The sequence below is a fragment of the Streptomyces scopuliridis RB72 genome, assembly GCF_000718095.1.
In the GTDB taxonomy this organism is placed as follows: Bacteria; Actinomycetota; Actinomycetes; order Streptomycetales; family Streptomycetaceae; genus Streptomyces; species Streptomyces scopuliridis.
Genome location: NZ_JOEI01000016.1, coordinates 131,444 through 143,383, shown reverse-complemented (window position 1 = coordinate 143,383; position 11,940 = coordinate 131,444). Strand labels below are relative to the sequence as shown.

9 protein-coding genes are annotated in these 11,940 nt (G+C 70.8%); 3 read left to right on the top strand and 6 right to left on the bottom strand.

Annotated elements, in window-relative coordinates:
- Positions 1 to 37: 37 nt before the first annotated feature.
- The 4 genes from IF11_RS0121330 to ssd are packed head-to-tail and all read right to left on the bottom strand — an operon-like array spanning position 38 to position 3,967.
- Positions 38 to 811 (bottom strand): type II secretion system F family protein, encoded by a 774-nt coding sequence (locus tag IF11_RS0121330; RefSeq protein WP_030353269.1) that lies wholly within the window; start codon positions 809 to 811, stop codon positions 38 to 40.
- Positions 808 to 1,674: a type II secretion system F family protein gene (locus IF11_RS0121325; RefSeq protein WP_030353268.1), complete on the bottom strand. Its 867-nt coding sequence runs from the start codon at positions 1,672 to 1,674 to the stop codon at positions 808 to 810. Before IF11_RS0121325 ends, IF11_RS0121330 begins: the two co-directional genes overlap by 4 nt.
- An 11-nt stretch (positions 1,675 to 1,685) precedes the next feature.
- The gene (locus tag IF11_RS0121320) at positions 1,686 to 2,873 is read right to left on the bottom strand and encodes a TadA family conjugal transfer-associated ATPase (protein ID WP_106979219.1); all 1,188 of its coding nucleotides are present in this window, start codon (positions 2,871 to 2,873) and stop codon (positions 1,686 to 1,688) included.
- On the bottom strand, positions 2,870 to 3,967 hold the full coding sequence (gene ssd / locus IF11_RS0121315; protein WP_106979218.1) for a septum site-determining protein Ssd: 1,098 nt from the start codon (positions 3,965 to 3,967) through the stop codon (positions 2,870 to 2,872). Before ssd ends, IF11_RS0121320 begins: the two co-directional genes overlap by 4 nt.
- Positions 3,968 to 4,480: 513 nt before the next feature.
- Here ssd and IF11_RS0121310 point away from each other — a divergent pair.
- Complete coding sequence (locus tag IF11_RS0121310) at positions 4,481 to 5,317, top strand: HAD family hydrolase (RefSeq protein WP_030353265.1); 837 nt, start codon at positions 4,481 to 4,483, stop codon at positions 5,315 to 5,317.
- A 407-nt stretch (positions 5,318 to 5,724) separates the two neighbouring features.
- On the opposite strand, the gene IF11_RS0121305 is transcribed toward IF11_RS0121310, so the two are convergent.
- The gene (locus IF11_RS0121305) at positions 5,725 to 6,603 is read right to left on the bottom strand and encodes a Fic family protein (RefSeq protein ID WP_030353264.1); all 879 of its coding nucleotides are present in this window, start codon (positions 6,601 to 6,603) and stop codon (positions 5,725 to 5,727) included.
- 102 nt (positions 6,604 to 6,705) lie between these two features.
- On the opposite strand from IF11_RS0121305, the gene IF11_RS0121300 reads away from it, so the two are divergent.
- Positions 6,706 to 7,692 carry an ATP-binding protein gene (locus tag IF11_RS0121300; RefSeq protein ID WP_030353263.1) on the top strand — a complete coding sequence of 329 codons (987 nt, stop codon included), beginning with the start codon at positions 6,706 to 6,708 and terminating at the stop codon, positions 7,690 to 7,692.
- Positions 7,693 to 7,733: 41 nt separating this feature from the next.
- On the opposite strand, the gene IF11_RS0121295 is transcribed toward IF11_RS0121300, so the two are convergent.
- Entirely contained in the window at positions 7,734 to 9,011 is a 1,278-nt protein-coding gene (locus tag IF11_RS0121295; protein ID WP_030353262.1) for a polysaccharide deacetylase family protein, read from the bottom strand.
- A 304-nt stretch (positions 9,012 to 9,315) separates the two neighbouring features.
- Here IF11_RS0121295 and IF11_RS0121290 point away from each other — a divergent pair, with 304 nt between their 5' ends.
- Positions 9,316 to 11,925, top strand: coding sequence for a bifunctional SulP family inorganic anion transporter/carbonic anhydrase (locus IF11_RS0121290; protein ID WP_078490820.1), 2,610 nt, complete (start codon positions 9,316 to 9,318; stop codon positions 11,923 to 11,925).
- Positions 11,926 to 11,940 lie beyond the last annotated feature (15 nt).

Sequence of the window (11,940 nt, the reverse complement as noted above, 5' to 3'; positions counted from 1 at the left end):
GAAGCCCTAGAAAGCCATAGAAAGCCGCAGAAATTGGTCAGTTGCCGTTCAGCAGTCCGCTCGCCAGACCGATGACCACCGGCGCCACCCCCACCGCCAGGAAGGCGGGGAGAAAGCACAGCCCCACCGGAGCCGTGATCAGCACCTGAGCCCGCTGCGCTCTGGCCACCGCGGCCCGGGCCTGCTCCGCCCTGAAGCCCTCTGCCAGCCGGGACACCGGCTCGGCGGCCGGCGCTCCGGTCGATCCCGCCCGTTCCAGACAGCGGGCCAGCCCCGCCGCGCCCGGTATCTCCCCGAACCGCCCCCACGCCTCGGCCGGTTCGCCGCCGAGCCGCAGCTCCGCTGCCGTCCGTGCCAGCCGGTCGCCGACGGGTCCGCCCAGCGACTCGCCGACCGCCTCCGCGGCCTCACGCGGTCCCGCCCCCGCCGCGATACAGGCGGCCAGCAGATCGGCGGCGAGCGGGAGCTGACGGGCCGCCTCTTCGGTACCGGTGCGGTCGTCCGGCTTTCTCGTGCACAGCCATCTGCGGACCCCGTACGCCCCGACGAGCCCGACCAGCCAGCCGGCCACCCCGCCGACCATGACCCAGCCGAAGATCACCGCGCCGGCCGGCGGGCCCCAGCGCCGCGCCCACTCCGCCGCCGCCCGGGGCCGTGGCCGCCGCCGTCCGTACTGGGCCGCCAGCAGGGCCGCGAACCGCTTCCGCACCCGTCGTTCACGCCGCGCGGCCGCCACCGCGGAGGCCAGAGAGCCGATCGCGGTGACCACCGGGGCGGCCACCCACAGCCTGTGGGCGAACTCCCCCGTCACGGCGCCTCCCCGGTACGTACGATCCGGGCGGCCCACCACAGGCCCGCGCCCTCCAGCAGCCCGCCCACCGCCAGGCAGCCGAGCCCGGCCGGGGTGTGCAGCAGAACGCGCAGCGGATCCGCGCCCAGGGCCCAGCCCAGCGCCAGGCCCACTACGGGAAGCAGCGCCAGCACCACGACCGTCGCCCAGGCCCCCGCCAACTGGGCTCGTAACCCTTCCCGTTGCTCTCTTTCCGCCCTTAGCGCCGCGTCCAGGCGATCCAGCCCGGCGGCGAGCCCCGCACCGCCGTCGACGGCCACCCGCCAGCAGGCCGCGAGTCCCACGAGGCCGTCCGCTCCCGGCTCACGCGCCGCCTTCCGCAGCGCGTCGGGTACGTCACCGCCGAACCGCGCGGCCGCCAGCACGGCTCCCTCCGCGCTTCCCAGACCACCGGTCGATCCGGCGGCGGCCAGCAGTGCCTGGGTGGGCTGCATACCGGCTCGCAGCTCGCCCGCGGCCGTGCCGCACAGCGCGACGATCCTGTCGGCCAGCCGCTCACGCGCCTTCCTCCGCTCCCTGGCCCGCAGCCACCGCCCCACCAGCGGCACCGCCAGCACGCCGCCGAACAGCGGCAGCACCGACTCGCCCAGCAGCGCGAGCAGCACTGCGGGCGGCAGACACAGCCACTTTCCGTGCAGCCTTCGCGCCCGCTCGCGAGCCTCCGGCAGCCATCGCTCCCAAGGCGGCGCCCCAGGCATCGCGGCGACGGACGCGCCCGGAGCCGTGAGCAGCCGCCTGGCGCGCCGCAGCCCCCGTTCCTGGCCGACGGCCAGCCGCACCGCTCCCCCGGCGCACAGCACCGCCGCGAAGACGGTGAGAGACATCGTCAGGGCCGTCACGGCGCGCCTCCGATCAGCGCCAGCAACCGTGGCCGGCCACGGTCGTACGCGAAGCCTCCGGCGCCCCAGCGCAGCGCGGGCACCGGCACCACCAGCCCCGCGCCGTCCCGCTCCAGCACATGCATCTCGGCGATCCTCCGGTGTCCGTCGCGGTCCCGTACGAGATGGATCACGACGGACAGCGCGGCCGCCAGCTGGCTGTGCAGCGCCGCCCGGTCGAGGCCTGCCGCCGTGCCCAGCGCCTCCAGACGGGCGGGGACGTCCGCCGCCGTATTCGCGTGAACGGTGCCGCAGCCGCCCTCGTGTCCCGTGTTCAGGGCGGCGAGCAGTTCGGTGACCTCATGGCCTCGGACCTCGCCGACGACCAGCCGGTCCGGCCGCATCCGCAACGCTTGTCTGACGAGATCCCGCAGCGTCACCAGGCCCGCGCCCTCCTGGTTCGCCGGCCGCCCCTCCAGCCGCACCACATGTGGATGGTCGGGCCTCAACTCGGCGGAGTCCTCGGCCAGTACGATCCGCTCGCGCTCCCCGACCAGACCGAGCAGGGTGGACAGGAGCGTGGTCTTTCCCGTGCCCGTGCCACCACTGATCAGGAATGACAGCCGGGCCTCGATCAGCGCCCGCAACACCCGCTCCCCGCCGGGCGGTACGGTCCCCGCCGCGGTCAACTCCGTCAGCGAGAACGCCTTGGGCCGCACCACGCGCAGCGACAGGCAGGTCGAGCCGACCGCCACCGGCGGCAGCACCGCGTGCATCCGTGTCCCGTCGGGCAGTCGCGCGTCCACCCAGGGTCTGGCGTCATCGAGCCGGCGCCCGGCCACGGCGGCGAGCCGCTGCGCCAGCCTCCGTACGGAAGCGGCGTCGGCGAACGACACGGCCGTCAGCTCAAGGCCGCCGCCCCGGTCCACCCACACCCGGTCGGGCGCGGAGACAAGCACGTCCGTCACCGAGGGGTCGTCGAGAAGCGGCTCCAGAGGGCCCGTCCCCACCAGCTCGCACCGCAACTCCGCCGCGGCCCCGAGCACTTCCGTATCGCCCAGCAACCGTCCCTGAGCCCGTAACGCCGCCGCCACCCGCGCCGGTGTCGGGTCCGCCCCGCTCTCCGCGAGCCGCTGCCGTACGGCGTCCAGCAGCCCGTACGCCGCCGCGCCGCCGCTCATTCCAGCCGCCGCGCCGCCGCTCATGACGTCACGCTCCCGTCCCCGGCCAGCGCCCGCTCCCAGAAGGCCGTACAGAACGCGGCCAGCGGTCCGCGCGGCCGGGATCCCGGGGGCGCTCCGCCGTCCTGGGACTCCGACAGCCCCGGCTCCAGGGGCAGTTCGCCCACCAGGGGCAGCCGGAGCGCGTCGGCGATCCACTGCTCGTCCAGCCCGGCGGCGTACGGACCCCGGACCACCACGCGCAGATCCCTGAGGACCATGCCCGCAAGCGAGGCCACCCGGCCGGCGGCGGCGACGGCCCGCAGCTCGGCGGGCACCACCAACAGCCCCAGATCCAGCTGCGCCAGGGCCTCCGCGACGGCCTCGTCGACGCGCCGGGGCAGGTCCACGACCACGACCCCACCGCGTCTGCGAGCCGCCGCCAGCACCGACCGCATGGCCTCCGGCTGGATCGCCACAGAATCCCCGCGGTCCCAGCTGAGCACCCGCAGCTCGTGGAGCCAGGGCAGCGACTCCTCCAGCGCGCCGCCCGCGACACGTCCCTTGGAAGCGGCGAAATCCGGCCACCTTCTGCCCTCCGCCTGCTCGCCGCCGAGCACCACATCGAGGCCGCCACCGAGTGGATCGGCGTCGATGAGCATCGTGCGCCGCCCGGCGCGCGCGGCGGTGACGGCCAGGGCGCACGCCAGCGTCGAGGCCCCAGCGCCGCCCCGTCCGCCGATCACACCGACGGTGAGCGCGGGCCGGCCGACCCCTTCGGCGGCGTCCGCGATCCGGTCGACGAGCCAGCTCTCGGCGTCCGGCAGCCGCAGCACGCAGTCCGCGCCGATCTCCACCGCTCGCCGCCACACACCCGGGTCGTCCTGGTCCCGCCCGACGAGCATCACGTGCCGCCTGCGGGTGGCGCCACGGCAGCGCGCCGCCGCGTCATCGCCGACAAGGACCATCGGCGCGTCCTCCCAGCACCCCTTCCGCTCCGGCACCGAATGATGGACTTGCGGCTCGGCGCCGGCCGCGGCGCAGAGCCTCAGCAGATCGTCCAGCAACTCCACATCCTCGGTCAGGATCAGCGGTCCCGCCCCGTTGCCCCCGCCGATCCGTGAACGATCGGATGTCATGGATCCAGCCACGATCTCCGCCCCCTATCTCTTCTTCGATCCGGCTATCCGCGAGCGCTTCTCTCCGCGATCTCGCAGTGATCCGGTATCCGTGATTCCGGCTTCCGCGAACTTCGCGGCAGGAATCACCGTGCAGGGCAACAAGAAATCGTGTGGATCTTGCTTGAAAACTGTGGACAACTCACCAGTTGTGAATATCCCGGTAGCTCATACCAGTGACTTCCGGAGAGGAGCGCATTGGCTACACACAGTGACGGGCATGCTCGCGGAGGCGCCATCGCACACAGAGCTTCAGGAAGGGGGACGAGTGGCTTCGAAGAGCCGAAAACGCGTCCGGACATGCGACGACCCCCGCCGGGGGGGAGAGCGGGGGTCGTCCCCACGGCCGACTCGGGGGGGGAGGAGCCGGACCGGGTTAGCACGGTCGCGAACGATCCGTGACTTCCATGGTGTACCCGAGAGCCTTCTCAGGCAAACCCACGCGCCCCAGCTTACGCCGAATGGTGGGCGCATATGCTCGGCCTCGTGGAAAACCACTCCTTGCCGCGTACAGCAGCCTTCTTTGACCTGGACAAGACGGTCATTGCGAAGTCATCGACGTTGACCTTCAGCAAGTCCTTCTACCAAGGCGGCCTGATCAACCGCCGCGCCGTACTGCGCACCGCATACGCGCAGTTCGTCTTCCTCGCCGGAGGCGCCGATCACGACCAGATGGAGCGGATGCGGGAGTATCTCTCCGCGCTCTGCAAGGGCTGGAACGTCCAGCAGGTCAAAGAGATCGTCGCCGAGACACTGCACGATCTCATCGACCCGATCATCTACGACGAGGCGGCGTCCCTCATCGAGGACCATCACATCGCCGGCCGCGATGTGGTGATCGTGTCCACCTCCGGCGCGGAGGTCGTCGAGCCCATCGGCGAGCTGCTCGGCGCCGACCGGGTGGTGGCCACCCGGATGGTCGTCGGCGCCGACGGCTGCTTCACGGGCGAGGTGGAGTACTACGCGTACGGACCGACCAAGGCCGAGGCGATCAAGGCACTCGCCGCGTCCGAGGGGTACGACCTCTCCCGCTGCTACGCGTACAGCGACTCCGTCACCGACGTGCCGATGCTCCAGTCGGTCGGGCACCCCTACGCGGTCAACCCGGACCGCGCGCTGCGCCGGGAGGCGACGGCGCGCGACTGGCCGATTCTCGTCTTCAACCGGCCCGTGCGACTCAAGCAACGCCTGCCCGCCTTCTCCATGCCGCCCCGGCCGGCACTGGTCGCGGCGGCAGCGGTGGGTGCGGCCGCGGCGACTGCCGGGCTGGTCTGGTACGCCAGCAGACGACGGCAGTCGACGCTCGCCTGATGCCATCCGGCCTCACGGTCACCCGGCCGGCCTGAGCCGCGTAACTCATGACCGTTTTGCCATTCTTTGAACCTAAAAGTAAAGAAGTCCGGCCAGGGGTTTCACATCCCTGCGGACAGGAGTAGAAAGGAGTCAACGGCCCGCGAGACCAAGGACATCCGAGAGGATCACCTGTTTACGCACCAGGCCCCACGGACCGAGCATGAAAACTGAGCACCCACGCGACGTCGACCCGTCGATTACGGGCCAGCTGCACCAGGTGACGGGCGAAGTACCCGACCTGATGGGCAACATAACGAGGACGCTTGGTAACTCGGTGGACATGCCAGCGGCGGTGCCAAAAAGGCGCCGCCGCAACCCTGTTCAGGCGACTTTCGCTCGGGCCGATCAAGCCTGGGCGTGTCGACTCAGGCCGCGCCCCGCTGAAGCGCTTCGCACACGGCGGTCGACTCCCGTACGCCCAGCTCGATCGCCCGCCCGCAGTGGGTGATCCACGCCGCCATGCCCTCCTGGGTACCCGACAGATAGCCGTCAAAGGCGGCCGCGTACGCCGTGCGCCCCAGCTCCGCGTGACCCACCTCCGCCGGACAGACCGACTTGGGGTCAAGGCCGCTGCCGATCAGCACCACACGCTCGGCAGCCCGCGCCACCAAGCCGTTGTACGAGCCGAAGGGGCGCAGCGCCAGCAGCTCGCCGTGTACCACCGCCGCCGCCACCAGGGCCGGCGCCCTGCTCGGCGCGATCACCAGCCGCGACAGTCCCTCCAGCCGCCCGGCCACCTCGTCAGCCTCCGGCAGCGGAGCCTTGGTCAGCGGTTCCGGCACTTCACTCCCGGGCGCCTCCACGACCGGCTCGCCCGCCAGCCGGGGCCGCCCCACCGTCTCGTCCGTGACACCCGCGCCCCCCGCGGCCACCAGATGCAGCCTGGCGAGCACACGAAGCGGTGACTGCCCCCAGATGGAGAGGAGTTGACCGGCCTCGGCGTTCAGCCGGAGAGCCGCGCCGACCGTACGGGCCTCGGCCTCCGACCCGAAGTCGCTGCGCCGGCGCACCTCTTCGAGCGCCCAATCGGCACCGGACAGCGCCGCGGAGCCGCGCGCCGCCCGCAGGGCCGCCTCGGAGGTGACCTCGTTACTGCGGCGGCGCATCACGCGGTGGCTATAGACGCGGTCGACCGCCTTGCGTACGGAATCCACCGCGTCGGGAACCCCCGGCAAGGAGGCCAGCGCGAGCAGGGGGTCCTCCGGCCGGGGCGCGAAGGAGGCGTCTGAGGCAGTCGTACTCATAAGTAGGGAGGCTACGCGCCCATGCCGTGCGCCCCACCTTGGAGTGGTCTTCCTCACTCAACTCCCTCACCTTGAGCGAGGTTGCCACTACGCTAGGTGAACATGAAGATCGCTTTCGTGGGCAAGGGCGGCAGCGGCAAGACCACGCTGTCCTCGCTCTTCATCCGTCATCTGACCGCCAACGAAGCCACCGTCGTCGCGGTGGACGCCGACATCAACCAGCATCTTGGGGCCGCGCTCGGCCTCGACGAGACGGAGGCCGCCGCGCTGCCCGCGATGGGTGCGCACCTTCCGCTGATCAAGGACTATCTGCGGGGCAGCAATCCGCGGATCCCGTCGGCCGAAGCGATGATCAAGACGACACCGCCGGGTGAGGGGTCGCGGCTGCTCCGGGTCGGCGAGAACAATCCGGTGTACGAGGCGTGCGCCCGTACCGTCCGGCTCGACGACGGCGAGATCCGGCTGATGGCCACCGGTCCCTTCACCGACTCGGATCTGGGGGTGAGCTGCTACCACTCCAAGGTCGGCGCGGTCGAGCTGTGCCTCAACCATCTGGTCGACGGTCCGGACGAGTACGTGGTGGTCGACATGACGGCGGGCTCGGACTCGTTCGCCTCCGGGATGTTCACCCGGTTCGACATGACGTTCCTGGTGGCGGAGCCGACGCGGAAGGGCGTGTCCGTATACCGCCAGTACAAGGAGTACGCGCGGGACTTCGGCGTCTCGCTGAAGGTCATCGGCAACAAGGTCCAGGGCCAGGACGATCTGGACTTCCTCCGCGAGGAGGTGGGCGACGACCTGCTCATCACCGTGGGCCACTCCGACTGGGTCCGGGCGATGGAGAAGGGCCGGCCGATCCGCTTCGAGCTCCTGGAGGCGGACAACCGCTGCGCGCTCCAGACGCTCCAGGACGCGGCGGAGGACTCGTACGAGCAGCGCGACTGGGAGCGGTACACGCGGCAGATGGTCCACTTCCACCTCAGGAACGCGGAGAGCTGGGGCAACGCGAAGACGGGCGTCGACCTCGCGGCGCAGGTCGACCCCGCCTTCGTCCTCAGCGAGGCACTCGCCGTACCCCAGCCGTCCTGATACGGGAACGCGCCCGTCCTCCGCCCTGCCGTCGGTGCCCGTCAGTGCTCTTCGGAGTGGCCGGCCGGGCGGGCGGCCGGGGACGGGCTCTTGGACGCGGGGGCCGCCGCGAGCGCCGTCCAGCCGCCCTTGGGCGCCTTGCCGACGCCCAGGCCGCGGAACTTGTCCAGGGCCTGCGGGTCCTGCGCGTCCAGCCAGTCGGCGAGCTGGCGGAACGTCACGCACCGCACGTCCTTCTGGACGCAGACCGTCTTGATCGTGTCCTCGACGGCGGTCATGTACGTGCCACCGTTCCAGGACTCGAAGTGGTTGCCGATGATCAGCGGTGCGCGGTTCCCGTTATAGGCGCGGTCGAAGGCCTCCAGCAGGCCGTCGCGCATCTGGTTGCCCCAGTACGCGTGCTGCGAAGGATCGCCGTTGACCGTCCCTGACTGGTTGAACATGAAGTTGTAGTCCATCGAGAGCGTCTCGAAATCACGCCCCGGCACCGGGACCAGCTGGAGCGGAATGTCCCAGAGACCGTCCGTCTTCTTCGGCCAGACCTGGTCCCCGATGCCGCTGGAGTCGTAGCGGAATCCCATCGTCTTCGCCGCCTGCATCATGTTCTTCTGCCCTTCCAGGCAGGGCGTGCGGGCGCCGATCATTTCCTTGTCGTAGTCGAAGGGGAGCGGGGCCTCGTCCTTCAGGCCCGCGTTGGTCTTCCAGTTCTTCACAAAGGACTTGGCCTGGTTGATCTCGCTCTTCCACTCGTCGACGGACCAGGTGCCGACGCCGCCCTCGTTGCCGCAGAAATGGCCGTTGAAGTGGGTACCGATCTCATTGCCGTCGTGCCAGGCGCCACGCAGCTCCCGCAGCGTGTCCTTGATCCCCTCGGCGTCATTGAAACCGATGTCCGAGGTACCGCGACCGTGCTGGGGCGGGTCGTACAGGTCCGCCTTCTCCTCGGGGAGGAGATAGACGCCGCTCAGGAAGTACGTCATCTTCGCGTTGTACTTCTTGGCGACCCCGCGGAAGTGGGAGAAGAGCTTCTGGCTGTCCTCGCCCGCGCCGTCCCAGGAGAACACCACGAACTGGGGCGGCTTCTGGCCGGGCTTCAGCTGCTCCGGCTTCGGCAGATGCGGCTGGGCGCCGGTGAACGCGGTTGAGCCGTCGCCGATGAGGTGTGGGGCGTTCTCGGCGGCCCCGGGGGCCTTCGGGGCGCCGGGGGCACCCTTCGTGGCCCCGTCATTGGTTTCCGGCGATCCGGAACACCCCGCGAGTCCGACGGCGAGCGCCATGACGGCGGCACCGAAGCCGATTCTCTTTGTGGCGGCCAGCATCCGCCCACCCTCTTCCTTCAGGTTCAGTACCGAAGTGCCGAGCGGCGAGTGCCGGCACGGCGCCGAGCGCCGACAACGTCGCACTGAGACCGATGAGAAGAAGAAACGACAAGCCGTACAAGATCACTAATCACTACACCGGGTGAAGCCTTGCCCCATTTGCCCTGAATGTCATGCCAGACTCTTTACTCTCCATTACGATCTATTTACCGAGTGTTGAGGAACAACGTCCCGCCACCGCACGCCGTGACCCACGGCCGCGCCCCCATATATCGCGACCGCGCTGCCCGGAGGAGACGGGAAAATGACTGCCGCCATCCCCACCCGCACCAACCCCGTGTCCTGGACCGCCCGCATCGACTCCACGGTCCGGACCACCCCCACCGAGCCCGCGTCCCGGTTCGCGCGCATCTCACGCCTCCGACGGCCGCGCAGACCTCCGGGTGAAGGCCCCGACCACCGCGGCGGCCCTGGAGGCAGCGGAGGACGGGGGTTCCGGATCGCCGGAGCCGATGTGTCCGCGTCGATCTCCGTCTTCCTGATCGCGCTGCCGCTCTCCCTGGGTATCGCGCTCGCCACCGGCGCACCGCTCCAGGCGGGCCTGGTGGCCGCCGCGGTCGGCGGGCTGATCGTCGGCCGGCTGGGCGGGGCCCCGCTTCAGGTCAGCGGCCCCGCCGCCGGGCTCACCGTCGTCACCGCCGATCTGATCCAGCGGTTCGGCTGGCGCGTCACCTGTGCCATCACGGTCTGCGCCGGGTTCGCCCAACTCGGCCTCGCCGCACTGCGGGTGGCCCGCTCGGCGCTCGCCGTCAGCCCGGCGATCGTGCACGGCATGCTCGCCGGCATCGGTGTCACGATCGCGCTCGCCCAGCTCCATATCGTGCTCGGCGGTACGCCGCAGAGCTCCGCCGTCGACAATGTGCGCGGTCTGCCCGCCCAGTTGGCCAATCTGCATCCGGGCGCGCTCTCCGTAAGCCTGCTGACCATCGCCGTACTGCTCGCCTGGCCACGGATTCCGGGGCGTACGGGCCGGATCGTCCGCAAGATCCCGGGCACGCTCGCCGCGGTGGCGATCGCGACGGCCCTGGCGGCGCTCGCCGGAGTCAGTCTGGAGCGCGTCGATCTGCCCTCCTGGAGCAGCCATGCCCTGCCCGCGCTGCCCGAGGGGCCGGTGCTCGGACTCCTCGCGGCCGTTCTCACCGTCACCCTGGTCGGCAGCGTCGAATCGCTGCTGTCCGCGGTGGCCGTGGACAAGCTGACGGCGGCGCGCAAGAAGCCGAACGTCCAGATCCCGCGCGCCCGGCTGGACCGGGAGCTGGCCGGACAAGGGGCGGGGAATGTCGTCTCGGGCGCACTCGGCGGCCTGCCCGTCACGGGCGTCGCCGTACGCAGCGCCGCCAATGTGGCGACCGGCGCGGTGAGCCGGCACTCGACCATGCTGCACGGGTTGTGGGTCGCCATCGCGGCCCTGCTGCTGGTGCCGGTGCTGGATCTGATCCCGCTGGCGGCCCTGGCCGCGCTGGTGATGGTCGTCGGGGTCCAGATGGTGAACCTCGTCCATCTGCGCAGCGTGCAGCGGAACCGCGAAATGCTGGTGTACGTGGTGACGCTGGCCGCCGTGGTGTTCACCGGCGTGCTGGAGGGCGTGGTGATCGGGATCGCGGTGGCGGTCGCGGTGGCGCTGCACCGGCTCACCAGGACCCGGATCACGGTCGAGGTGCAGGACGGGATCCACCGCGTACGCGCGCGGGGCCAGTTGACGTTCCTCGCCGTGCCGCGGCTCAGCCGGATGCTGCACCAGGTGCCCTGGGACGCGGACTGCGTGGTCGAGCTTGACGGATCCTTCATGGACCACGCGGCGTTCGAGGCCCTGCACGACTGGCAGACCGCGCATATCGCCCATGGCGGTATGGCCGAGTTCACCGGCCGGGCGGGCGGCCGGATCGCTGAGCCCGCCACGGAGTCGCCCACCTGTTGCCGGCCCTGGACTCCATGGCGCAACCACCAGTGCGCGGAGCACTCACTCACGCAGGTGAATGCCTCGCAGCGCTCGGAGCAGAGGGACGACGCCCCGTCCGCAGCCGACCTGTCCTCAACCGACCCACCCGCGGCCGACGCGTCCGGAACCACGCCGTCAGGACCGAAGAAGCGCGCCACGGGCCGCACACGGTTCGGTGGCACTGGGTCCGCGGGCGTGGCGCGTTCGCCGGGGGTCAGTCAACTGGCCAGCGGGATCAGCTCCTTCCAGCGCAATACGGCGCCGCTGGTACGCGGTGAGCTGGCCCGGCTGGCGCGCGAGGGGCAGCGGCCCTCGCAGCTCTTCCTCACCTGCGCCGACTCCCGGCTGGTGACGAGCATGATCACGTCCAGTGGTCCGGGCGATCTGTTCACCGTACGGAACGTGGGGAATCTGGTCCCGCTGCCCGGGGCGGACGGCGCGGACGATTCGGTGGCGGCGGCGATTGAGTACGCGGTGGATGTCCTGTGCGTGGAGTCCATTACCGTGTGCGGGCATTCGGGATGCGGGGCGATGCAGGCCCTGCTGAACACCCCCGCCGACGCGGACGGGGCCGCGACCCCGCTACGGCGCTGGCTGCGCCACGGGCTGCCCAGCCTGGAGCGGATGCGAAGCCGTCAGCACTCCTGGGCCAGGATCTCCGGACGGCTGCCCTCCGACGCCGTCGAGCAGCTCTGTCTGACCAATGTCGTACAGCAGTTGGAGCATCTGCGGGCCCATGAGTCGGTGGCCCGGCGGCTGGCCGAGGGCACGCTGGAGCTGCACGGGATGTACTTCCATGTCGGCGAGGCCCAGGCCTATCTGCTGGCGGACGGGGTCGGGGCCCGCGGCGACTACAGCGACGAAGAGGTGTTCAACCGGGTGGCCCCGACCACGCTGGAGGAGTCGCGCGCCTGAACCGACCTCGTACCG